Source organism: Robertmurraya massiliosenegalensis JC6 (genome assembly GCF_000311725.1).
GTDB lineage: Bacteria > Bacillota > Bacilli > Bacillales > Cytobacillaceae > Robertmurraya > Robertmurraya massiliosenegalensis.
Genome location: NZ_HE978511.1, coordinates 713,513 through 737,264, shown reverse-complemented (window position 1 = coordinate 737,264; position 23,752 = coordinate 713,513). Strand labels below are relative to the sequence as shown.

Genomic DNA, 23,752 nt, shown 5'->3' with positions numbered 1-23,752 from the left:
ATTCCATTGTGCAAGGATGGTGAAATCAATGGAGAAGAGTGTCGAAATGACTCTTGAAAACGGAGTAGCCAGCATTTTCTTCAATGAACCGAACTCTTTAAATGCATTAAGTAAGAAGTTAAAAGATGATTTAAAAGGCGCATTAGATCTTATTGAACAAGAACCAAATGTTAAAGTGGTTATTTTTGCAGGGAAAGGAAGAGCGTTTTGTGCAGGTGGAGACGTCAAGGCGATGCAAGCAGAATATGATCCGATCGAAGTGAAAAAAGGGATGGAAGTCTCCTCAACAATCATTGAGAGAATTCGTGATTTACGTAAAATAACCATTTCGGCAGTACAAGGATATGCAGCAGGAGCTGGAATGAGCTTAGCGATTGCTTCTGATATTGTAATTGCAGAAGAAAATGCCAAATTTGTTCTATCCTTTAAAAATGTAGGTTTAATCCCTGATTTGGGACTTCATTATCATCTCCCGAGAATGGTTGGTGAATGGAAAGCGAAAGAGTGGATTTGGTCAGGGAAAAAATTGACTGCTCAAGAAGCATGTGAAATTGGTTTTGTTCATGAAGTGGTGACGGAAGGTTCATTAATTGAAAAGGCAAATGAGATAGCAAATGAGTTAATGAATGGGCCCATTCAATCCTTCATTTTGTCGAAATTGCTTATCAATCGTTATCAAAATGCAAGTTTCACAGAGATATTAGAAAAAGAAGTCGATACTCAAACCATCATCAAGGGTGGTAGTGAACATAAGGATGCTGTTGCGGCATTTTTTTCAAAATAGTAGATAAAGCGTTTTCAAATGGTTTTCTTTATAGCGTATGAGGAGTTGTATGAAAATGAGAGCGATGACAGAAGAGTTAGCAAACCATGTAGCTAACTATAAAAAGATGACGTTGACAGAAGATATTCTCCAGCAAGTGAAAAGGGTTTTACTTGATTATTTCTGTTGTGCTATCACAGGTTCGCAAACAGTTGTGAGTAAACAGGTCTTTCAAACATTACTGGAATTAGAAGGAGAAGGGGACTATCATGTCATTGGCCATAAGAAAAAACTATCAAAAACAAATGCGGCTTTTATAAACGGAACGATTGCTCATAGTCTAGATTTAGATGATGGACATACGAAAGGCTCGATTCATCCTGGTACAGTGGTCTTACCACCTCTCCTTGCAGAAGCAGAGAAAGGAAAACCAAATTTCGATTTATTAGCAAGGGCGATTGTGATTGGATACGATGTCTGTTTGAGAATTTCTTCGGCTCTTCATCCTTCTTCACGGAAAAGAGGGTTTCATAATACACCTGTGGCGGGGATATTCGGTGCTGTTGCTGGCCTTTGTGTCCTGAATGAACTTAATAAAAAAGAAGTTCAAAATGCTTTTGGGATTGCAGCCAGCTTTGCTGGTGGAATATTTGCTTTCTTAGGCACGGGAGCAGAGGTAAAACGAATTCATCCTGGTCAGGCTGCTCGAGATGCACTATTGGCTGTGGAACTTTCGCTTAACGGGTTGACGGGTCCAAAGTCGGTATTAGAATCTGAAAATGGTCTTTTTCAAGCTTTTGCTGGCGCAGATATTTCAAGCGAAAGATTATTACAAAACTTAGGAAAAACCTTTGAGATTTCGAATATTTACTTTAAACCATATCCATGTTGCAGACATATTCATTCTTCAGTAGATGCAGTCTACAAGTTAAAAGAAAAGAATGAAATTAAGGTAGAGGATATTGTACGTATTCGAGTAGGGGTAAATAGTATTGCTTATAAGCATCGACATCATGAATGTCAGTCACTCCTTGATGCACAAATGAGCCTGCCGTATACAGTAGCACTTGCTCTGTTATATCCAACACTGGAAATTGGTCATTTTGCTCCTGAGAATTCAACAAGCCAATGCAGAAATTTGGCCAGTAAAGTAGAAGTGTATATCGATGAATACGCAGAAACAGTGTATCCAAATGAAAGAGCAGCAAAAGTAGAAATAAATGTTGCAGACGGATCGACTTTAATGGAGTTAATTCACAATCCATTAGGTGAACCATCACACCCGTTAGACGATGCTCAATTAGCAGCGAAATTCTATGGGAATTGTAAATCAATTATTGGAGAAGAAAAGACAGAAGAAATGATCGCAAATATTTTCAATATAGAAAAGGAGATTGATTTTCTCTATAAATCGTTTCATAACAACAATATTGCAACCGATTACAAAGGTTGGATCAAACATTCAAAGGGAGTGAGCAAGTGAAAAAAATAGATGTGCTGAACCCTGTTGCTGTGACAGTGAAAAAAGATAAAAAGGAAGTTTCCAAGCTTGAACAGCTTGAAGGGAAATATGTCGCTTTTCTTGATAACTTAAAACCCCAATCTGATAAAGTGCTGAATGGAATTCGTGATTATTTTGAAGAGAAAGGTATTAGAACAAAAGTATTTAAGAAAATAGATACTCCTACAGCAGTGCCAGAGATAGTGGTGCAAGAGATCCAAGATAAATATCATGCTGTGATTACTGGAGTCGGTGACTGAGGATCCTGCACATCATGGAGTGTCCATGATTCGATTACGTTTGAAACTTTAGGAATTCCTACTGTGACGATATGCTCGGAAGTGTTCCAGCCGTTAGCATCAATGGAAGCAGAAGCAAAAGGTTTTCCAGATCTAGTCATTAAAGAAGTTCCACACCCACTCGGTAGTTCCTCAGATGAGCAAGCATACCAGTATGGGCTTACTATTGCCGATGAAGTGGCTAGTGCTTTGACTGAAACTTCAATGAAGACAGATGAATGCTCTCATGAACAAGATTTTGAACCGATATCATTTGAAATTAACGCCGGACCGCTTGATTTCTTCGAGAGCGTTAACGAATATTTTTACGAGCAAAAATGGTCAGATGGTTTGCCGATTATTGCTCCTATACCAGATCGAGTCAAAGCCATGCTTGAACAGACTACACTTAGTCCAAATGACTCACTTGGTGAATTTCCACCTTCATGGGCAGTCACAACAGTGGAAAAGGTCGCGATTAACGCAGTAATGGCAGGCTGTAAACCAGAATATTTTCCAGTTGTTTTAACAGCTGTGAAGGCGTTATTAGATAAAAAATTTAATCTATATGCAATCCAAGCAACTACGAATCCGGTGACGCCATTAATTGTTGTGAATGGTCCAATCGCTAAACAATTAAAAATGAATAGTAAAGCAAATGTATTCGGGCAAGGGAATATGGCTAATCTCACAATTGGCAGAGCGATTCGACTATGTATGCTAAATATTGGGGGAGCATTGCCAGGTGAAATGGATAGGGCAACACAAGGTCAACCTGGAAAAATTAGCTTTTGTATAGCTGAAAATGAAGAGGATAATCCATGGAACGCCCATCATATTGATTTAGGATACACTTCTGAACAAAGTACGGTGAGTGTATTCGGTGTAGCTGGCACCCATAATATTCTTGAGCAAACAAGTACAAATGCCCAAAATTTATTGATTATGATTGCAGGTTCGATGACACCGTTAGGAATCAATAATATGACGATCGGGGGAGAAGTCTTATTAGTATTTTCTCCAGAACATGCAAAACTCATAGAAAAATGTGGGTATTCTAAAAAGGATGTTCAAAAATTTCTTTATGATCAGGCACGTGTTCCAATCAGTATGTTCCCTGAGGAAACGAGGAAGCAGCAGCTCTTTAAGAGAAGAGAAAAGTGGTTTGCAAATGTTCCTGAATATTATTCAGTTCCAGTGGTCGATTATTTAGAAGACATCAAAATACTAGTTGCTGGTGGAGATGGAGCGCACACAACGTTTATGCCATCATTTGGAGCAGCGAGTCGAACGGTGACAAAGTTAATAGAGTGAGAGCTTATAAAGAAAAGGCTGTCTTGAAGTAGTAGGGGACTGTTCACAGCTTAATAAAATGAGAGATATTTCCGCACATGATGGATGCTTGATTGGGGATCGGTTAGAAATGGAACAACTGTAGAAAGTGAGGGGACAATATGGTAAAAAAGATCGTTTTCATTATCGCATTGGCGACTTCGTTATTCACCATTTACACAGCAACCTTTGGACAATTCACACCCGTACTTCAGCGTGGAATTTTCATAGGATTGATGTTGCTACTGGTATTTTTACTATATCCAACTAGCAAAAATAAAAAAATACTCCGAATTATCGATGTAATGGCGATAGTGGGAGTCATTTCTTCCATTGTTTATTTATATATATCGTATCCAACCATTGAAAGTAGAATTGGCTATGTGAATCATGCTGATACGATTTTTGGCCTTATTTTGGTTGTACTTCTGTTAGAAGCATGTAGACGTGTGACAGGATGGGCATTAACGATTATCGCTGGAATCTTTTTGGCCTATGGCTTTTTTGGATACTTAGTTCCTGGCTTTTTTGGTCATGAAGGCTACACATTAGCTCGACTCATGTCAACGATGTTTTTAACGACCGAGGGAGTTTTTGGTTCAGCCCTTGCAGCAGCGGCTACGTTTGTAGCGATGTTTATCATTTTTGGAACCTTTCTCGAAAAGGGAGGGGCAGGTCAAGTATTCATTGATTTAGCCATGGCAATTGGTGGACGAAAAAGAGGAGGTCCAGCCAAAGTTGCGATATTTGCAAGCGCCTTAATGGGTTCTGTGAACGGAAGTCCTGTTGCGAATGTTACGACTACTGGAGTATTTACGATCCCATTAATGAAGAAAGTGGGATATAAAAAAGAAGTTGCTGGTGCCGTAGAAGCTGTTGCATCAACTGGAGGTTCTATTTTGCCACCGGTTATGGGAGCTGGTGCCTTCATCATGGCTGAAATGGCTGGGTTGCCATACTCAGCAATCGTAACAGCAGCTGTTATTCCAGCGTTATTGTATTACTTATCGATATATATGGTTGTTGATTTTGAAGCTGCCAAAAATAAGTTAGAAGGTTTATCAAAGGAAGAAATACCTGACCTTAAAGAAACGCTTAAAAAAGGGTTTTTGCTTTTGCTTCCGTTGTTTGTACTAATCTTCTTTTTAGTTTTCGCTAAAATGTCAGTTACGAGGTCAGCGTTATATTCGATCGTAGCGGTGATTCTTGTTAGTTTTTTTACGAAAGATAAGAAAATGGGCATCAGAACATTGATTGATACCCTTGTGACATCAGCAAAAAGTATGATTGTTGTATCGATTGCCTGCGGTACTGCTGGAATCGTTGTTGGGATTATTACGCTTTCCGGATTAGGGTTAAAGCTATCAGGAGTTCTCCTAGCTATAGGTGAAAACTCTTTATTCTTAACCCTATTACTAACGATGATTGGAGCCATAATTATTGGGATGGGGCTTCCACCAACACCTGCGTATATCGTCTTTTCAGTTTTAGCTACACCAGCATTAGTTCAATTAGGTGTTCCGTTACTTGCTGCCCATTTGTTTGTATTCTATTATTCTTGTTTTGCACCAATTACACCTCCTGTGGCATTAGCAGCTTTTACAGCCGCTGGGATTGCAGATTCCAAACCCTTTAAGACGGGGTGGATATCATTTTTGTACGCACTTCCAGCGTTTATCATTCCATTCCTGTTTATTTATGGTCCTGAGCTAATGGGAGAAGGCACATTACCATCGATTATCTATAGCGTAATAACGGCGTCAGTGGGAGTAATTGCAATGGGAGCAGCTTCAACAGGATGGTTCAGAAAGAATCTAGTCATAATTGAAAGGTTCATTTTGCTTAGTGGCGGGGTTACATTAGTTATTCCGGGATTAATGTCCGATTTAATTGGAGTTTTATTGATAGGTCTTGCCCTCTTTTTAATCCAAATTAGAAAACCTAAAGTAACGAATGTTAATAACAATAACCAAGTAAAAGAGGTATTGGAATGACAATCTATAACGAAACCATTAAAAAACTTTTAAATCAAGCGGTTGAATTTCATGTGCACTTTGCACCAGATGGATTAACGAAACGAAAGAACGATGCATTTGAACTTTTAAAAGAAGCAAAGGAAGTAGGAATGAGAGCTGTTGTGCTCAAGAACAAAAGCTTTGGCACAGGTGCGATCGCACAACTTGCGAATAAACATTGTGATGGTGCAAGAGCAATTGGCGGTATTACACTTGATTCAAGCGTTGGAGGTATAAATCCAGAAGCTGTAGCAATTGAAGCGGCAATGGGTTCAAAAATCGTTTGGATGCCAACCTATTCATCTAAAAATGATCCTCATTATATGGAAACAGAGAAACATAAAATTAGGAATGGTCTAATGATTGTCGATCAAAACGGTCAGCTACTTCCAGAAATAATTGAAGTGCTAGAGATTATAAAGGAGAATAATATGATTTTAGCAACTGGACATATTTCCCGAGACGAAATCTTCACATTATTTGATAAAGCCATTGAGATAGGGATTAATAAACTAGTTGTGAATCATCCTTTGACTCCATCAGTAGGGACTCGACTTTCGCTATCAGACCAAATCGAGCTTTCAAAACTCGGAGCTTATATGGATCACTGTTGGGTAGCAACGATGCCAAAGCATTCCCAGCTTCCAGTAACAGACTATATTACCGCTATTCGCAAGGTAGGGGTCGAGAAATGTATTATGTCTACGGATTTTGGTCAAATTCATAATCCGACACCATTGGAAGGATTCCAAGATATGGTTCAAACTCTTTTGCAGGAAGAATTTAAATTAGAAGAAATTGAACAGATGATTAAGAAAAACCCTGCTCAGCTTTTAGACATTGATAAAGGACTGAATTGAACAATGGTTACGGAGTTGAAGATCGGGTTCATCGGTTTCGGAGAAGTAGCAAGATCGATTTCAGAGGGATTAGGTGGGCAAGGGCATATAAAAATATTTGCCTACCATTATAAAGGACGTAATGTTTCGCAAGCGATGTTGCAAACAGCAGATAAACTAGGTGTTATGTTAATGGAATCAGAAGAGCAGTTAGCGAATGAAAGTGACGTCATTTTTAATGTGACGAGAGCAGATGTAGCAGTAGACTCAGCCCAAAAAATGTTGCCATTTTTAACCGATGCTCATCTCTATATTGATTTAAATAGTGCTAGTCCTATCATCATGCAAGAAATGGGAGAGCTCTTTAATAAAAAGGGGAAATCATTTATTGATGGTGTCTTAATGGCACCACTTCCCCAAACTAAACACGAAGTTCCTATCCTCGTTTCTGGAAAGAGCGCTATAAAGGTAGCAGATGTGTTACGGCCATTAGGAATGAATATCGAAGTTATAAAGGGGAGTCCCGGTACTGCTTCAAGCATTAAAATGATTCGTAGTCTTTTTATGAAAGGATTTGCAGCGCTAATAATTGAAACCTTTGTTGCGGCAAAACTTTCTAAAGACAGCTATGAAAACGTTATGGAATCACTAAAAGAAACGTTGAATACAATGTCCTTCGATCGGCTGTTAGACCGCTTCTTAACAGGAACTCAACAACATGCACAGAGAAGAGTGATTGAAATGGAAGAGGCCATATCTTATGTGTCTCAATTAGGAATGGAACCCGTCATGACAAAAACAACAAAAGAATTATTGCAATTAATCTCTGAAAAGAAAAAGAGCGCAAACAAGGATTTAAACAATACAAAAGATGAATTGTTTTTATTTTATAAACAGGTCTTTCATATGGAGGATAATCCATGAATGAAGATAAAGTGTTTTCCTATGAAATATTAAATGACTTTACGTATCAAATATTTTTGCAAGTTGGATTACGTTCGGAAGATGCAAAAACAATTGCTGATCATCTTGTAGGAGCAAGCTTAAGAGGTGTAGATTCACACGGATTAAGTAGAATCCCCATATATGCAAAGAGGATGAGAGAGGGACTTGTTACGATTGATGGAAAGATCGAAGTCGAGGAAAAGGGAGCAGCAGCAGCGCTTGTCAATGGAAATAACCTACCGGGTATATTAGTTGCACAAGCGTCTATAGAACTTGCGGTAGAAAAAGCAAAAAATACTGGAATTGCAATTGTTGGAGTTAAGCATTCAAATCACTGTGGGATGTTAGCAGCTTATGCAAAATATGCAGTTAATGAGAATATGATCGCTTTATTAACTTCAAATGCCTCTCCATCCATGGCACCATGGGGTGGGCAAGAAAAATTCTTTGGAACAAACCCGTTCTGCTACGGTCTTCCTGCTGGAGCGGAAGATGCCATCATTTTAGATATGGCAACGAGTGTAGTAGCGAAAGGAAAAATTAGGATTGCTGAGAAAATGAAAGAGAAAATTCCGGAAGATTGGGCGATTACACATGATGGCCGAAGAACAACAGATCCAACCGAAGCATTACAGGGGTTAGTCCTTCCAATGGCAGGACCAAAGGGATATGGAATCGTGTTATTAAATGACTTTTTGTCTGGAATTTTTACGGGAGCGAATTATGGACCTTATATTGCTTCAATGTTCGAATCAAAGAGGCAAGAGGTGGGACATTGTTTTATCGTCATGAGGCCTGATTTATTCCAATCACTTGAAGAGTATCAGAAAAAAGTAGATAACTATATATCGCAAATACGTCAGGTTCAAAAGATGAATGGAATTGAAAGAATTTATTTACCTGGTGAAATTGAAAGGGAAAAAGAAGCGATTCGAAGAGAAGAAGGAATTCCATTATCAAAGTCATTGTATCAAGAACTACGTGAAACTGGTTCAGAACTGGGCGTTACTCTGGAGACGTTAACGTAAAGGGGGGCATTACGTGACTAAATCGCTCAAACAGCAAAGTCCCTTTTGGGATTATATAAACATGGAGGAAGTCGTTTCAAAGAATGGGTATGGTGAGGTGGAAATTAATATTTTTCCTCAGCTATTGCAGCGTAGGGGGCATGTACATGGTGGAGTCATTGCTACACTTATAGATGCATCCATTGGTTGTGCTATACGTTCCCTACTTAAAGACGAAGAAATTTCTGCTACGATTGAGTTGAAAACGAACTATATAAGACCAGCAATTTCAGGGAAATTAATAGGCAAAGCAGAGATAGTGCAACGAGGAAAAACGATAGCAGTAGGTGAATCAAAAGTTTTCAATGATGAAGGAAAATTGATTGCAATGGGTGTCGCTACATTTATGATCAAGGAAAAGGGATGAAGATAGCTAAGTATTGGGATGATTTTCTTGTAGGAGACACGTACACAAGTGAGAAAAGGACAGTTTTGGAAGAAGATGTGGAGCGCTTTGCGGAAATCTCAGAAGATATGAATCCCTTACATCTTGATGAGAATTTTGCGAAAACAACTCCATATGGAAAGCGAATTGTTCATGGAATGTTGGTTCTTTCCAAAGTGACTGGACTTCATTATGGATTAGGTGTATTCAAGGGAACATCATTAGGAGTCGTAGAAATCCAATGGAAATTTAAAAAACCTGTTTTTATTGGAGACAGCATTCAGTTTGAAGCTCGGGTAGAAAATAAAATCGAGACTTCAAAAAAGGATAGAGGAATTCTCATACGTTCTATTTTAGTTAGGAATGAACATGGAGAAATTGTGCAAGAAGGTAAGTTTGTTAATTTAATCAGAAGAAAATGAATTTGATTTTGATATTAGACTAAAAAAAGGGGTCCTTAACAGTGCAATTATGGATGTTTCTAGGAATCCAACTAATCGTATCAATCGTTTTACAAGGAACGAAGCCCATTGTCTCTTTGTATGCCGATTCCTTAGGAGCATCATCTATTCAAATTGGAATTTTAGTCTCTGCATATGCTTTTCTTCCGATGTTATTAGCCATTAAAATTGGAAAAATACTTGATCGTATCGGTGCGAAAAAATTAACTCTATTTGGTGCAGTTGGCATGCTTTTAGCTGTCAGTACACCGATTATGTTTCCTACTTATTACGCTTTACTTTTTACCCAACTCATGATCGGTTGTTCTGTTATTTGCTGTCTTATTTCTATGCAGAAAACAATTGGGAATTTATCAGGAAGTCGTGATAAACTCATAGCACTTTTTAGTTTAATGGGAGCTGTTGGAGAGTTCATAGGACCGATACAAATGAGTTTTATTTATGAACATTTTGGGATTAAAGAAACCTTTTCAGTTAGTATTATCTTCCTTATGGTCGTTATTGTCATCGTAACGGCATTGCCAAAAACCTCGTGGAAAAAGTTGGAATCGCCTGTACCAAACAAACAGAGCACCCTTTCTCTCCTGACAAATAGTAATTTGCGAAAAGCAATGATTACATCAGGTTTAGTATTAAGTTCAAAAGATCTTTTTGTTGCCTATTTCCCCGTTTATGCAACTGATATTGGGTTCAGACCAAGTACGATCGGGATCATGATTTCAGTCAGTGCTGCAGCAGCAATGCTTGTAAGAATTTTTCAATTTCCGTTGGTCCATCGTTTTGGCAGAGGGAGGGTGCTTACTGCGACCTTACTGATCAGTGCGATTTGTTTCATACTCATTCCCTTATTTTCGCAAATTTATATGCTATTACTCATTAGTGCCATCTTAGGAATGGGTCTAGGATTAGGGCAGCCATTAAGCCTCGTCTTTGCACTTAATGTTAGTAAAACGGAGAGACATGGAGAGGTATTAGGACTGAGGTTAACGATTAACCGAATTTCTCAATTTACAGCTCCATTTGCCTTTGGAGGAATTGGAGTGTTAGCTGGAGTTGGTTCAATTTTCTATCTTATTGGATCAGTGATCTTTACAGGCATGTTTTTTACAAAAATGAGTGGTGAAGAGGCAGAGAAAATGAGTGAGAAAAATATCTCTTAGGTTGTTAATAAAAATTACAGCGGAAACGGTATTTTGTTAAGTTTTTAAACAGGGAGTATATTCTTAAGTATTCCCTGTTTCTCTAGATGATTGATAATTAAGAATTATTAATGAATTTTCCGAAAGATAAAAGTTGGCATTAAACTTGCTATGTTATTACTGTATAAATATTTAGGAGGGGTATGGATGAAGGAAGAAATATTAGAAGCATTAGAGATGTTTAGAAAAACGCTTCAAGCAGACGGGGCCGATCTTCAAGTTCGTAATGTTGATTCAGAAAATATTACGATGGAACTAGTCATACAAGATGAGACTTGCCTTGATTGTATTGTTTCGAAGTCGATTATGAGTAATATTATTGAAAGCCAGCTTAAGAAAAAAGGGATTCCTTTTGAAAATCTAAATTTAGAATATCCAAATATTGAAGTATAGTATTTTTTATTCATAATGAAAGCGTTGTCAAAGAAAGAGAAAAAATAAAAAAACGAAGAGAGAAGGGAATAAATTGGGGAAGAATTTAGTGAACAGAAAACTAGTCTTCATTTTTATCGTAGCTTTCTTATTTAGTGGTATATTAGCAGCTTGCTCTGGCCAGTCATCTTCTAGCTCTGGAGGAGATACAAAGCAATATAAAATTGTGACAGCGACAACTACGGGTGCCTATTATCCAGTAGGTGGTGTGATGGCATCTATTTTAAGTCAGATGGATGGCTATAATTTCACAGCGGAAGCAAGTGGGGGATCTCAGGAAAATGCTCGTTTAATTGATTCAGAACAAGCACAAATTGGCTTTTTTGGAGCAGATACTAGTTATAATGCTTACCATGGATTAGAAGCTTTTACGGATAAACCGATAAAATTAGCGGGACTAGCGCAAATTTACTCTAATCCCTTCCATGTAGTGACATTAAAAAATAGCGGAATAGAATCCATTGCTGATTTAGAGGGGAAAAAGGTTGCAGTTGGCGCACCTGGTTCAGGAACATCTGGTAAGGCTAAGTTGATTCTAGAAGCTTATGGTTTGATCTTTGATGAGAACATGAAAGCAGAATATCTCGATTTTGCTGAGGGTTCTGACGCTTTGATTGATGGAAATGTCGATGCGGTTATTATTTCTGTAGGATTGCCTTCAGGAAATGTACAGGAGTTAGCTACTTCACATGAAATAAATCTCGTAGGATTTGAAACAGAAAAAATTGACGAGATTAGAGAGAAGTATCCGTACTTCACAGAGACTACAATACCTGCTGGTACGTATAAAGGTATTGATGAAGATGTAAATGTAATAAGTGCACCTAATGAAATTAATGTGGACCCTGATTTAGACGATGATTTTGTATATGAAATTACAAAAATGCTTTACGAAACGAAATATGATGAATTTGTAGCTTCACATGCGAGTATGAAAGATTCAACATTAGAAATAGCCCCTAATACGAGTGTACCTCTTCACCCAGGTGCAGAAAAATTTTATAAAGAAAAAGGGTTGATTGAGGAGTAACGATTCATCGAAGAACCTTAATAAGATGAGATGAGAACAAATTTAGAGACTGGGATCTAAAGTTTAATGGATCTCAGTCTCTTCTATATTTCCATAGCTATCCGTATTCGATCATTTGCTTTCAAAACACTTATATGGTCTAATTAATTGTCGAACATATTAAGTGTTTATACTATTTTTATACTAATTTATATAAAAAGTATGATATATCATTGTGGGGTTTTTTTATGAAGAATGAAATAAGTAGTACTATCCGTTATCTGATCGAAAATGGGGATATAGAGGAAGCAAACGCACGATTAGATCGCCCATATACTCTTTCTGGCCTAGTTGTTCATGGGCAGGCATTGGGGCGTGAACTCGGTTTTCCAACAGCGAATATGCAACTGAAGGAATCATATGTACTTCCAAAGGCAGGAATCTATGTCGGGAAGGCTGTTATTCATGAAGAATCATCAAAAGAAGGCCAATGGAATGTTCTCATTAGTGCCGGCTATCGTCCGACTGTAAAAGGAAAAGACTATTTAATTGAAGTCCATTTCCTCGATTTTAGTGGTGATTTATACGATCGTACTATTTCTGTCTCCTTCTTACACTATTTACGTGAGGAAATTAAATTTAATGGTCTGGATCCGTTAATTGAACAAATGAATTTAGATAAACTCGAAGCGAAAAGAATATTAGAGATAGACAAAAATTGAATCATTGTCGTGAAGAAATGGTGGTTGGGGAATTTTGAAGCTATTTCATATTTTTAAAGATTGCTTATTGTTACCGCAAAAAGATGCCATGCTACGTTTAAATCGTCTCCAGATGAAAAATACCTTTTTATACTATTTCGTTTTATTGCTCATTTTGATCATTCCATTGGAGTTAACGGTGTTGCAGAAAAATACGACAGGACCTAATGACTTTTATATTACCCAAGTCCTTATTTTGTATCCTTTTTTTATGATATTCTATGCTTTAATCGGAATCTCTTTATTAACCTTTCTTACTGTCCTAATGGGAAAAGCGTTAAAGCGAAAACTGAAATTTCAACTCCTTTGGAAAATGATTGCCTTTACTCTAACTAAACCAATACTCGTTTTTGTGTTCGCCTATATAATGCTAGGAAATCAGATCATTGTCAATGTGATTGTAATGCTGCTAACTTTTATTAGCATTCTAAGGTTGATACTAGCTTATCCTAAAAAGAAACTGTGATCAAAAGAGGCTGAGTTAAAAAGTCGGTGGTTACGACTTTTTGATTCTAGTTTGGAGTGTATACATTCCCTCGCATTTGGCGAATCGATATGAAAACATAACAGGAAAAACTCCGCTTAATGAGCAACCATCATGAAAAGAGCCGAGATAACAGGAAAAATTCCTGCTATTCCCTCAAAAAATGCCAAAATTAACGATTTTGCCCTCCATAAGCGGAAAATCTTCCGTTATTTTCCCTAAAAGGGACTCCATCGAGGAGATAACAGGAAAAACTCCGCTTAAGGATGAGAAATGGTTGGTGCAAAATAGGGTCTTCTAGTAGAAATTTAGGCAAACCGGAAATCGATTGGATTCTTGAAGGCTAATTGGCGTTTCACACGATTTTTTTGAACGTGGAAAATCGAATACAAAAATAGAGAAAGGTGAATCTGAGTACCCTCAGGATTCACCTTTCTCATGATTTTGAAGCTAGTTATGTCCTAGCCTCTTCTTAATATCCAACCTCAACTGAAGCTACAACGATGTACATCAAATCATTTTTGTCGCCTTTTTCCTCGAGGACAATTCCACTCGTTGTTAACATACCGCCATCCATTATTTCAACGGTTACTTGTCCATATGGCAATGTCGCTTTTACTGTTTCCATATCCAATTTATCTTTATCACATGGTACAGCCAGCTTTACATTAACTTTCATATTATCTAGGTTATGATCAGGTAAAACAGTACGAATGCCAGGCATTGAGTTAAAATGAATGGCATTTTTAATCGCTCTGACAGCAGCTGTCGTGATGTCCTGACCATGAACATCAATCCCCATTCCAGTTTCGATAAACATTAATTGCTCCATATATCCTCATCCTTTCCTCTGCTTTCAACTATTATATTAACTCTTTTTTTGGTCAGATGTTAAATAAAAGGATAAAAAAGTATAGGAAGTAATCAAAATATTACCATTTGTTAGCGCTTTCAAAAGTTCTTTTTCAATATATAATCAATTTGTAAATAAAATACTTTCGATTGAAAGGGGTTTCATTATGAAAAAGGGGTTTAAAGTCATTTCATTATTATTTGTCACATTTCTGCTGGTGGCATTTTTGGCAGCTTGTAACAGCAGCAGCAGTGGGGGAAGCAGTAAAGGAGTTAGTGTAGGAATTGTATTGCCAACAAAGGATGAGCCAAGATGGGTGCAAGATGAACAACGATTTAAGGACGCACTTTCAGATTCTGAGTATACAACTGAAATTCTATTCAGCCAAGGTTCTTCGGCTAAAGAAAAAGAAAATGTTGAAACCTTATTAAACAAAGGGATAGATGTTCTAATCATTAGTCCACATGATGGTGAAGCTGCAGGCGCTGCAGTTGAAGCAGCCAAAGATGATGGTGTGACAGTCATTGCGTATGACCGTTTAATCACAAATACTGATGCAGTCGATTACTACGTTACGTTCGATAGTATTGCGGTTGGAGCGGCACAAGCACAATATTTAGTGGATAAGACAAATGGTTCGGGAGTGCCTCTTTATCTGTATGCTGGAGCTGCATCTGATAATAATGCCTTTTTATTCTTTGAAGGAGCGTGGAGTGTTCTTCAACCGAAAATTGCTGACGGTACATTCAAAATTGCCAATTCAAGTGAAGCGATCGCCTTACAGGATAAAGGAGAACTTACTCGTGATGAAATGAGTAAAATTCTTGGTCAAGTAACGACAAATTGGGATCCAAATGAAGCAATTAACAAGGCACAAACCCATCTTACGGCTGCAGGAGCAGATATGAAAGGGGATGTAGCGATTCTTGCTCCAAATGATGGTACTTCACGTTCCATTGCGGACACATTTGCTTCAGATTCAGAGATTTCAAGTTATATCATCACAGGCCAGGATGCAGAGAAAGCTTCTATTCAATACATTATAGATGGTAAGCAATCGATGACTGTCTTTAAGGATGTTCGAACGCTAGTTAAAGATGCAATGGGCATGGCTGTAGATATTCTTGATGGAAATACACCAGAAACAACAGGTACCTATGATAACGGTGAAGTTGAAGTAAAAGCAAAACAAACGGATGTTATCGTCGTTAATCAGGAAAACGTCAAAAAAGAATTAATTGATTCTGAGTATTATGAAGCAAGTGAGTTTACTGGACTTTAAGAATGATAAAGACTGTATAGGAATGAGGGATAGTGATAGATTCGTCTATCACTTTTCCCATTTAATAAGGGATTGATAGGGGGGATAAAGATGCAGAAGTATATTTTAGAGATGAATCAAATTTCAAAGGATTTTAGTGGAGTTAAAGCACTGAGTGATGTCAATTTCAAAGTAGAAAAAGGAGAAATTCACTGTTTAATCGGTGAGAACGGCGCAGGGAAATCTACTCTGATGAAAGTTTTAAGTGGCGTACACCCTTACGGAACATATGAAGGTGATATCGTGTTTGAAGGAAGAATTCAATCCTTCAATAAAATTAGCGATAGTGTCAAAGCTGGGATTGCCATTATTTATCAAGAACTGGCGTTATTTCCAGATCTCACAGTCTATGAAAATATTTTTGCTGGTAATGAAGTTAAGCGCGGCGGGGTTATTGATTGGAATCAAACGATTGTCCGTGCAAAAGAGCTGTTGAACAAAGTTAAGTTGGATGTGAATCCAGATACCCTTGTGAAGGACTTGGGCGTCGGAAAAAGACAGTTAATCGAAATTGCCAAAGCGTTAAGTAAAGATGTTAAGCTTCTCATTTTAGACGAACCGACTGCAGCACTCAATGAAGATGATAGTGAGAATCTCCTAAAGCTATTAAAAGAATTGAAATTACAGGGCATCACTTGCATCATGATTTCACACAAGTTAAAGGAAGTCATTCATATTGCAGATAGAGCGACCGTTTTACGTGATGGCCGAACCATTTGTACCCTCGATGGTGCAAATGGTGAAATGACCGAAAGCGTTATTATCAAAAATATGGTAGGTCGAGAAATAAATGATATATATCCAAAAAGACCAGATAAAAAAATCGGCAAGAAAATTTTAGAGTTAAATAATTGGTCTGCTTATGATCCCCAGTTAGGACGTCACGTCGTAAAAAATGTTCAAATGCATGTGAATGAAGGAGAAATTGTTGGCATTTCAGGATTAATGGGTTCTGGAAGAACAGAGCTTGCACTGAGCATTTTTGGAAATTCGAAAGGATATCGGCTTAAAGGAGATTTTTTATTTAATGATACACCCCATACTTTCAAACATCCAAGTGAAGCAATACATGCTGGAATCGCTTACGTTACTGAGGATCGAAAGGGAGATGGACTATTCCTAAGTCAAGATATCAAAAATAATATCTCTGCCGCCAATTTGAAAGGAATCTCTCCCAAGGGGCTTATCAATCAAAATGAAGAAATTAAAGTGGCAGATCAATACAAGCAATCACTCTATATTAAGGCGTCATCTGTTGAACAACTCGTCGGAAATTTGAGTGGTGGAAATCAACAAAAAGTCTCTCTAGGAAAATGGTTATTTGTAAATCCGAAGCTTTTAATACTTGATGAACCGACTCGTGGCATCGATGTCGGGGCAAAATTTGAAATCTATTCAGTTATGAACAAATTAATACGTGAGGGCATGAGTATCATCATGATTTCTTCAGAATTAGGTGAGGTGTTGGGCATGAGTGATCGTATTTATGTGATGGCACAGGCAGAGATAAAAGGAGAACTTTCAGGTGAAGAAGCTACTCAAGAAAAAATTATGCAACTTGCGACGCAATAGGAGGGATTAGAGCATTGAATACGATTAATGAAGCAAAAAACTTAATTAAGGATAATATTCGTGATTACGGTATGTACATTGCTTTAGTTGTTATTATTCTTACATTTACGATTATGACGAATGGTTTATTTATGTCTTCTCGAAACATTAGTAATCTCCTCGATTCTGCTGGATATATTGCTGTTCTTGCTGTTGGAATGACATTAGTCATTGTCATTCGTCACATCGATTTATCGGTAGGATATGCAGCAGGATTCTTAGGAGCGATTGCAGCGATTCTTCTGACACAAGCTGGTGTTTCTGTGTTTATAACGATACCGGTTATTCTCCTTTTAGGGATAGTGGTAGGATTATTCAATGGAGTGCTTGTTGCGAGTATTGGAATACCGTCTTTTGTAGCAACATTAGCAGGGATGCTTATATTTAGAGGTGCACTCCTGCAGGTAACAGAGAAAACAGGAACGATAATCATTCAAGATGAAAAATTCAATGCCATTGGAAATGGATATATTCCTGCTCTTTTTCAAATAAATGGTTTGCACTTCCTATCATTAATTGTTGGTCTAGTGGGAATTGTTCTTTATATTTATAGCGAAATCTCGAATCGTCGAAATAAAATTAAGTATCAATTTGAAGTAGTCTCAAAAAATATCTTTATTTTAAAATTAGTCTTTATTTCTGCCATTATTGCCTATATTACATGGATTCTTGCTGGTTATAATGGCTTTTCGTGGACCATTATTATTATGTTATTAGTGGTAATTATTTATCATTTCCTGTCTACCAAAACCGTGCTTGGGAGACATGTCTACGCTGTGGGGAGTAACCCCGAAGCGGCTCATTTAAGTGGAATTAACGTTAAAAAAATTACCTATATTGTATTTGGTTCTATGGGCATGCTGGCTGCTCTTTCTGGAATTCTATTCACGTCTCGATTACAATCTGCTACAACTACTGCAGGAACGCTGTTTGAGCTTGATGCTATCGCTGCGGCCTATGTCGGTGGTGTTTCATCGGCAGGAGGAGTTGGGAAAGTAACGGGAGCCATTATTGGTGCAATCGTTATGGCTTCCTTAACAAACGGAATGAATTTGTTAGGGGTTGGTATTTCCTATCAATATATGATAAGAGGTGGCGTGTTAGCTGGAGCAGTTATTTTTGATGTAATGACAAGGAAGAAGCGATAGAGGAGCAGTTTAGCGAAGGAAAAAGAGTATCCAAAAGAGGATGCTCTTTTCCTACATTCTCTCATTTCGCTGAAGATAGCTTGAAAATAGAAATCTAGCTATATCTTTTGTTGAACAATTACCAATTAGTGGTATGATGAGAATAAAAAAGCTCTTGTAAATAGGCCAATCAAACGCTTAAAGAGATCATCCTTAAAATGTTCAATTGAAAGCGTTTTATCAATGGTGTTTAAGCTTGAAGGGAGATACCACTTTTGCGAAAGATAGGGTTTATTTTACTGTTTATAGTATTCTCCTTCCTAATTTATCTTACATTTGTATCGGCTGAAATTGTTTTTCGGTCTGATCGACAAATGCCCAAGTTTGTAGAACAGAAAGAAATGCAGCAAAGGCTTGTCCTAATCACACAAGATACAGAAACCCCTTTTTGGAATAAAGTGGGGAATGGTGCGCTCGAACAGGCACATAAGGAAGGAGCTCTACTAGAAATTTGGGGTAGCTATGGAAATAATCGTGAGGAATTTCTAAAGAAACTCGAAATTGCTATTCATTCAAAAGTAGATGGAATTATTGCACAAGGGCTTGATTCTGATGAATTTAAATATTTATCAAAGGTGAAAGCATCTTTTTATGGAATTCCTGTCATTACAGTCGCAAACGATGTACCTGTTCAAGAAAGCTTAAGAAGAACGTATGTAGGCTCTGATCAAGTAAGAGCAGGAAAGATGCTTGCTCGACAATTATTACATGATATGGGAACGAAGGGAAAAGTACTACTTACCTATAATAGCGAAGAAGAATTCTATCAATTACAGAGATTACAAGGAATAAAGGAGATATTGGGAAAGCATCCGAATATCGAGCTTGTTGATGCGGAAACGGCAAGTTCCCGGGAAGAAGTAATCGCTACTACACAGGATGTATTGAATAAATGGCCAGATGTTGACGCCATTATTGCGGTAAATTCAGATATTTTATCAGCATTAGTACAAGAAATAAGTAAGCGTTCACAAGTTGAGCCGTATTATATTTATTCCTTTGATGATGGGCAAGATTCCATAGCCCTTCTCCAAGAAAGAAAAATTGATGGCTTAATCGAACAATCTCCTGAGTTGATGGGGGAAAAAAGTGTTCAGTTGATTATGGAGTGGCTCACAGGAGAAACCATGCCACTTCAAATTGATGGCTATTTTACCAATATTCGAATTGCGAGAGCGACGGACTACAATGATTAGTATTCAGAAGAAAATATTAATGCTGACCACATTTGTCTTATTTATTATGGCGAGTATTTGGATTGCCCTTACGTATTACAATTACAAAACACAGCATCACTATAACGAAATATTACAGAGATATTTAAATATGAATGAAGTGACACGAGTTAGTCAAGAAATGATCACCCACTTAAATAACTATATGCTCTTACCGTCAGATGAAAATTTAAAGCTACTTGATTTCAGCAAGGAAAAGATTCAGCAAGCAAAGTATGAGGTATTTCCTTTACGGAATGAAGAGAATCAGTTTGCATTAACAAATTATATCAATCTTGTTGATAGTTTAGTTGAGACAACGGATCGGCTTATTTTATTCAATAATGGCAATGATCCAGAGTCCGTGACACAAGAGTTTTCTGAAGCTAATCGAATTTCAAATTATATTGCGGAAATGAAATTAACGTTGTTAGATACAGAACTGTCAACATATGACCGTTTCTATCGCAGTATTATCGAACAGTCAGAGGAATTAATCAAGCTGGGCGTTTGGCTCATCCTGTTAATTACGATTGCGTTATTAATCATCACGTATTGGCTGTCTTTAAGCATAACTAGACCGATACAGAAGTTGACAGAAGCAGCGAATGAATTGTCACATGGACGATTTGACATGAAAATACATGTTGATGCGAATGATGAAATATCATTTCTTGCGAAAACATTTGATCGCATGCGCATCAATATTAATAATCTTATTTTAGAAATGAAACAAAAGGCACAGCTTGAACACGAGTTACAGCAAAATAAATTACTTTTACAAGAGAGCCAATTTCGTAGTTTACAAAGCCAAATCAATCCCCATTTTTTATTTAACACGCTTAATACATTATCAAAAAAGGCGTATTTAGAAGGGTCAGAAGAAACAAGTGATCTACTTGTGAGTGTCGCTGGGTTACTTCGTTATAACTTAAAACAGATAGATCGCTCTGTTACACTTTTGGAGGAAGTGGAAGTATTAAAGCAGTACATGGATATTCAAAAAGCAAGATTCTCAGATCGCTTAATCTTTCACACTGAAATAAATGAGGCGTGTCTTCATGTTCGGATTCCAGCTTTAACGTTACAGCCAATTATTGAAAATGCTGTGATCCATGCAGTAGAGCCAAGTGAAGAAGGAGGAACGATTCTATTAAAAATTGAGGATGGAGCAAATTGGGTGAACGTGCACATTGTAGATGATGGAATGGGAATGTCGCAATCAAAAATGGAACAAATCTTAAATGAACAACAGATTCAATCAGAAAGTCATTCTACAGGGATCGGATTTAGTAATGTCGTAAAACGGCTTAGACTTTTCTATGGATATCATGATGTCATTTCAATTAAAAGTATCGAAAAAAACGGTACAACCGTAACGATAAAAATAAATAAAGGAGTGATAGAACATGACGAAGCTCCTAATCGTAGATGATGAACAGATTGAAAGGGATGGAATGAAAGCGATTTTACAGAAAGCATATCCAGAAATCGTAATCGAACAAGCGAAAAATGGGAATATCGCTGTTCAAATGGTCGATAAAGTTTCTCCTGACCTTATTTTAATGGATATAAAAATGCCTGGGATGAGTGGGTTAGAAGCGATAGAAGTCATCAAAAAGAAGTTTCCAAAAATCAAATTTATAATGGTTACTGCCTATGACATGTTTGAGTATATGAGAGCTGCGATAAAATTCGGTGTCAAAGATTATATATTAAAACCAAGTAAGGCGAGTGATATATTACAAACAGTGGGAAAAGTAATCGAACAAATCAAAGTGGAAAAAGAGCTGGAAGAGAAAAATAGGTTGAAACAGCAAGAATATCAAAAGGCTTTAGCACTTGTGGAAACGGATATTGTCACCCAGTTGTTGTTCGATCATGTGCATGAAGTTCATCTAGATATGCTTGTTGAAATGTTGGATATTAAATCAACGAATGAAATGTTCGTAATATGTGTGTTAATCCCTCAGGAAAAAGAGAATATATACTCCCTTATCAAAGATAAAGCAAGAAAAGTTGGAAGTTGTTGGGTAGGTGCTTTATATGGAAATCAGCTGCCTATCATTGTATTTAGAGATCCAGCCAAAACATTTCGCTCCCAAGCAACTTTCCTCGCCCGAGAAATTCTCTCGATTGGGAAATCAAATCAAGAGCAATGGTTTATTGGCATAGGGAGAGTCGTGCATTCATTGGAAAAAATAAAACAATCCTATCAGGACTCATTAATAGCGACAATTGAGACAAAACTTCCACAAAAATTTCGTTTTTACTCAGATGTCCCCGCCCTAGCAGACGACGGTATGAATCTATTAGCTTTTCGTGAAAAAGACTTCTCCGATCAGATTAGACTGGGGGAATGGAGAAAGATTCAGGGAAACGTAATGGGATTTATTCAAGCACATGAAAAAGAAGGGGTTGATATCGTTCAGGTGCAGCAAAGAGTTGTGGAAGTATTATGGTTTATCTCAAGAATTATGCGTGAAATCGGTATTCAAACGATTACGCCTTTATATTCCTTTAAAATTCAAGATTACCGCCAGTTACGAACAGAGGTTAATCTTCTTCTTGAGAAAATGAAACAAACTCATGCAGAATATTATGAGCAGTTTGAAGCAGCCACGATTAGGCAAGTCAAACAATTTATCATCGACCACTCCCATGAAGATATCTCTCTTGAGTCATTAGGGAAGAAGGTAGGATTAAGTTCAATTTATATTAGTAAAATGTTTAAAGAGAAATTGGGGATTAATTATATCGATTTTTTAACCGAATGTAGAATTGAAAAGGCGAAGAGCTTAATGTGTGATCCGGAGAAGAGTATTAAAGAGATTTCGTATGAAGTTGGTTATCATGAGCCCAATTACTTTAGTAAAGTATTTAAGAAGATTTGCCATATGTCACCTAAGGAGTATAGAAAGAACGTACTTCATACCAATCGTTAAGGAGGAATATGGATGCAAAGGGAAATCGTTAAACCAATATTCTTCCTTATTTTCATTATTTGCGTAAGTCTACTTTCCGCTTGCGAGAAGAATCCGGTGCAAAAGACGATTCCAGCAACAACTCCTTCAGATGAGGATGTTCATCAGGATGTGGATGAAATTAAAGTTGGCTTTTTGATGGATACTTTGGAGGAAGAACGTTGGTTAAAGGATAAAAAAATGTTTAAAGAGGCAGTAGAAGAGATTGGTGCTAAAGTGGAAATCATGGAGGCGAATGGTGATGAGGTTCTCCAGATCACACAAGCAGAATCACTCATTAAACAAGGTGTAGATATTTTGGTGATGGTTCCATATAATGCAGAGGCTGCAGGAGCAATTGTACAAAAAGCACATCTTGCTGGCATTAAAGTTATTTCTTATGATCGGCTAGTGAAAAATGCTGAGATTGATTTATATATTTCATTTGATAATGAAAAAGTAGGGGAATTACAAGCTAAAGTTATTACAGAACTTGCTCCAGTAGGGAAGTATGTCTATATTGGTGGAGCGGATACGGATTATAATGCTCATCTTTTAAAAAGAGGAGTGTTTCGTGTTTTAAAGCCGTACATCGATAAAGGGGATATTAAAGTCGTATACGATCAATGGACGGAAAATTGGATCCCTGTTAACGCTTATAAGAACATGGAAGCAGCACTTAAGGCGAATCATTATGATATTGATGCTGTATTTGCTGGAAACGATGCAACAGCAGAAGAAGCGATTAAAGTTCTTTCACAATTTGGTCTTGCAGGGAAAGTTCCAGTTGCTGGTCAAGATGCAGAATTAGCAGCCATTAGGAGAATTGTAGAGGGTACACAAACGATGACCGTTTATAAGCCAATTAGAGCCCTTGCCACAGCTGCAGCAGAAGTTGCAGTCCGATTAGCAAATGGGGAGAGCATTGAAACGGATAGCAAAATAAATAATGGAAAAATAGAGGTACCTTCCATACTACTCCCACCAATCCCAGTGGATAAACTTAATATTGATGAAACGGTCATCGCAGATGGTTTTCATACGAAAGAGGAGGTGTACACAGATTAGGTATTTTGAGAAATTACTTCACAATGATCTTGCGTAGATCATTATGTATAGATTTGAAAAACTG

At 37.4% G+C, this 23,752-nt stretch carries 22 protein-coding genes; 21 read left to right on the top strand and 1 reads right to left on the bottom strand.

The window, feature by feature from the left end; all coding sequences use genetic code 11:
• The first annotated feature begins 28 nt into the window (after nt 1–28).
• From BMSHG_RS03785 to BMSHG_RS03715, 14 genes are all read left to right on the top strand, one after another.
• Nucleotides 29–784, top strand: a complete 756-nt coding sequence (locus tag BMSHG_RS03785; protein WP_019153108.1) for an enoyl-CoA hydratase/isomerase family protein — start codon at nt 29–31, stop codon at nt 782–784.
• A 55-nt stretch (nt 785–839) separates the two neighbouring features.
• Nucleotides 840–2,246, top strand: a complete 1,407-nt coding sequence (locus tag BMSHG_RS25670; protein ID WP_019153107.1) for an MmgE/PrpD family protein — start codon at nt 840–842, stop codon at nt 2,244–2,246.
• Entirely contained in the window at nt 2,243–3,856 is a 1,614-nt protein-coding gene (locus BMSHG_RS03770; protein WP_273701418.1) for a UGSC family (seleno)protein, read from the top strand. Before BMSHG_RS25670 ends, BMSHG_RS03770 begins: the two co-directional genes overlap by 4 nt.
• Before the next feature lie 140 nt (nt 3,857–3,996).
• Nucleotides 3,997–5,868 carry a TRAP transporter permease gene (locus BMSHG_RS25665; protein ID WP_019153104.1) on the top strand — a complete coding sequence of 624 codons (1,872 nt, stop codon included), beginning with the start codon at nt 3,997–3,999 and terminating at the stop codon, nt 5,866–5,868.
• Nucleotides 5,865–6,749: a DUF6282 family protein gene (locus BMSHG_RS03760; RefSeq protein ID WP_019153103.1), complete on the top strand. Its 885-nt coding sequence runs from the start codon at nt 5,865–5,867 to the stop codon at nt 6,747–6,749. Before BMSHG_RS25665 ends, BMSHG_RS03760 begins: the two co-directional genes overlap by 4 nt.
• Before the next feature lie 3 nt (nt 6,750–6,752).
• Nucleotides 6,753–7,652 (top strand): NAD(P)-dependent oxidoreductase, encoded by a 900-nt coding sequence (locus BMSHG_RS03755; protein WP_019153102.1) that lies wholly within the window; start codon nt 6,753–6,755, stop codon nt 7,650–7,652.
• Nucleotides 7,649–8,701, top strand: a complete 1,053-nt coding sequence (locus BMSHG_RS03750; RefSeq protein ID WP_019153101.1) for an Ldh family oxidoreductase — start codon at nt 7,649–7,651, stop codon at nt 8,699–8,701. The genes BMSHG_RS03755 and BMSHG_RS03750 overlap by 4 nt, the downstream gene beginning before the upstream one ends.
• A gap of 13 nt (nt 8,702–8,714) precedes the next feature.
• Nucleotides 8,715–9,107, top strand: a complete 393-nt coding sequence (locus BMSHG_RS03745; RefSeq protein ID WP_019153100.1) for a PaaI family thioesterase — start codon at nt 8,715–8,717, stop codon at nt 9,105–9,107.
• Complete coding sequence (locus tag BMSHG_RS03740; RefSeq protein WP_019153099.1) at nt 9,104–9,547, top strand: MaoC family dehydratase; 444 nt, start codon at nt 9,104–9,106, stop codon at nt 9,545–9,547. The genes BMSHG_RS03745 and BMSHG_RS03740 overlap by 4 nt, the downstream gene beginning before the upstream one ends.
• A gap of 41 nt (nt 9,548–9,588) precedes the next feature.
• Nucleotides 9,589–10,746: an MFS transporter gene (locus BMSHG_RS03735; RefSeq protein WP_019153098.1), complete on the top strand. Its 1,158-nt coding sequence runs from the start codon at nt 9,589–9,591 to the stop codon at nt 10,744–10,746.
• A 186-nt stretch (nt 10,747–10,932) separates the two neighbouring features.
• Entirely contained in the window at nt 10,933–11,178 is a 246-nt protein-coding gene (locus BMSHG_RS03730) for a NifU family protein (protein ID WP_019153097.1), read from the top strand.
• 88 nt (nt 11,179–11,266) lie between these two features.
• On the top strand, nt 11,267–12,247 hold the full coding sequence (locus BMSHG_RS03725) for a TAXI family TRAP transporter solute-binding subunit (protein WP_034658518.1): 981 nt from the start codon (nt 11,267–11,269) through the stop codon (nt 12,245–12,247).
• Nucleotides 12,248–12,474: 227 nt separating this feature from the next.
• Nucleotides 12,475–12,948: a riboflavin kinase gene (locus BMSHG_RS25660; protein WP_019153095.1), complete on the top strand. Its 474-nt coding sequence runs from the start codon at nt 12,475–12,477 to the stop codon at nt 12,946–12,948.
• A 34-nt stretch (nt 12,949–12,982) separates the two neighbouring features.
• On the top strand, nt 12,983–13,453 hold the full coding sequence (locus tag BMSHG_RS03715; protein WP_019153094.1) for a hypothetical protein: 471 nt from the start codon (nt 12,983–12,985) through the stop codon (nt 13,451–13,453).
• A 490-nt stretch (nt 13,454–13,943) separates the two neighbouring features.
• Here the strand turns inward: BMSHG_RS03715 and BMSHG_RS03710 are convergent, their stop codons facing one another.
• Nucleotides 13,944–14,303 carry a Lin0512 family protein gene (locus tag BMSHG_RS03710; RefSeq protein WP_019153093.1) on the bottom strand — a complete coding sequence of 120 codons (360 nt, stop codon included), beginning with the start codon at nt 14,301–14,303 and terminating at the stop codon, nt 13,944–13,946.
• 187 nt (nt 14,304–14,490) lie between these two features.
• Between BMSHG_RS03710 and BMSHG_RS03705 the strand changes: the two genes are divergently transcribed.
• From BMSHG_RS03705 to xylF, 7 genes are all read left to right on the top strand, one after another.
• A complete protein-coding gene (locus BMSHG_RS03705) occupies nt 14,491–15,606 on the top strand; it encodes a sugar ABC transporter substrate-binding protein (RefSeq protein ID WP_019153092.1) in 1,116 nt (371 codons plus the stop codon).
• Nucleotides 15,607–15,696: 90 nt separating this feature from the next.
• Complete coding sequence (locus tag BMSHG_RS03700) at nt 15,697–17,217, top strand: sugar ABC transporter ATP-binding protein (protein WP_019153091.1); 1,521 nt, start codon at nt 15,697–15,699, stop codon at nt 17,215–17,217.
• A gap of 14 nt (nt 17,218–17,231) precedes the next feature.
• Nucleotides 17,232–18,404: a sugar ABC transporter permease gene (locus BMSHG_RS03695; protein ID WP_019153090.1), complete on the top strand. Its 1,173-nt coding sequence runs from the start codon at nt 17,232–17,234 to the stop codon at nt 18,402–18,404.
• Nucleotides 18,405–18,658: 254 nt separating this feature from the next.
• Nucleotides 18,659–19,639 (top strand): sugar ABC transporter substrate-binding protein, encoded by a 981-nt coding sequence (locus BMSHG_RS03690; RefSeq protein WP_019153089.1) that lies wholly within the window; start codon nt 18,659–18,661, stop codon nt 19,637–19,639.
• Nucleotides 19,632–21,092 (top strand): sensor histidine kinase, encoded by a 1,461-nt coding sequence (locus BMSHG_RS03685; RefSeq protein ID WP_026073313.1) that lies wholly within the window; start codon nt 19,632–19,634, stop codon nt 21,090–21,092. The genes BMSHG_RS03690 and BMSHG_RS03685 overlap by 8 nt, the downstream gene beginning before the upstream one ends.
• Nucleotides 21,067–22,602 (top strand): response regulator, encoded by a 1,536-nt coding sequence (locus BMSHG_RS03680; protein ID WP_019153087.1) that lies wholly within the window; start codon nt 21,067–21,069, stop codon nt 22,600–22,602. Before BMSHG_RS03685 ends, BMSHG_RS03680 begins: the two co-directional genes overlap by 26 nt.
• A gap of 12 nt (nt 22,603–22,614) precedes the next feature.
• Nucleotides 22,615–23,688 (top strand): D-xylose ABC transporter substrate-binding protein, encoded by a 1,074-nt coding sequence (gene xylF, locus BMSHG_RS03675; protein WP_019153086.1) that lies wholly within the window; start codon nt 22,615–22,617, stop codon nt 23,686–23,688.
• Nucleotides 23,689–23,752: the final 64 nt, after the last annotated feature.

Bases quoted from the DNA above. Each gene is read 5' to 3' on its own strand.
- BMSHG_RS03785 (WP_019153108.1), top strand. From the start codon at position 29: ATGGAGAAGAGTGTCGAAATGACTCTTGAAAACGGAGTAGCCAGCATT.
- BMSHG_RS25670 (WP_019153107.1), top strand. From the start codon at position 840: ATGAGAGCGATGACAGAAGAGTTAGCAAACCATGTAGCTAACTATAAA.
- BMSHG_RS25665 (WP_019153104.1), top strand. From the start codon at position 3,997: ATGGTAAAAAAGATCGTTTTCATTATCGCATTGGCGACTTCGTTATTC.
- BMSHG_RS03760 (WP_019153103.1), top strand. From the start codon at position 5,865: ATGACAATCTATAACGAAACCATTAAAAAACTTTTAAATCAAGCGGTT.
- BMSHG_RS03755 (WP_019153102.1), top strand. From the start codon at position 6,753: ATGGTTACGGAGTTGAAGATCGGGTTCATCGGTTTCGGAGAAGTAGCA.
- BMSHG_RS03750 (WP_019153101.1), top strand. From the start codon at position 7,649: ATGAATGAAGATAAAGTGTTTTCCTATGAAATATTAAATGACTTTACG.
- BMSHG_RS03740 (WP_019153099.1), top strand. From the start codon at position 9,104: ATGAAGATAGCTAAGTATTGGGATGATTTTCTTGTAGGAGACACGTAC.
- BMSHG_RS03730 (WP_019153097.1), top strand. From the start codon at position 10,933: ATGAAGGAAGAAATATTAGAAGCATTAGAGATGTTTAGAAAAACGCTT.
- BMSHG_RS25660 (WP_019153095.1), top strand. From the start codon at position 12,475: ATGAAGAATGAAATAAGTAGTACTATCCGTTATCTGATCGAAAATGGG.
- BMSHG_RS03710 (WP_019153093.1), bottom strand. From the start codon at position 14,303: ATGGAGCAATTAATGTTTATCGAAACTGGAATGGGGATTGATGTTCAT.
- BMSHG_RS03705 (WP_019153092.1), top strand. From the start codon at position 14,491: ATGAAAAAGGGGTTTAAAGTCATTTCATTATTATTTGTCACATTTCTG.
- BMSHG_RS03700 (WP_019153091.1), top strand. From the start codon at position 15,697: ATGCAGAAGTATATTTTAGAGATGAATCAAATTTCAAAGGATTTTAGT.
- BMSHG_RS03685 (WP_026073313.1), top strand. From the start codon at position 19,632: ATGATTAGTATTCAGAAGAAAATATTAATGCTGACCACATTTGTCTTA.
- BMSHG_RS03680 (WP_019153087.1), top strand. From the start codon at position 21,067: ATGACGAAGCTCCTAATCGTAGATGATGAACAGATTGAAAGGGATGGA.
- xylF (WP_019153086.1), top strand. From the start codon at position 22,615: ATGCAAAGGGAAATCGTTAAACCAATATTCTTCCTTATTTTCATTATT.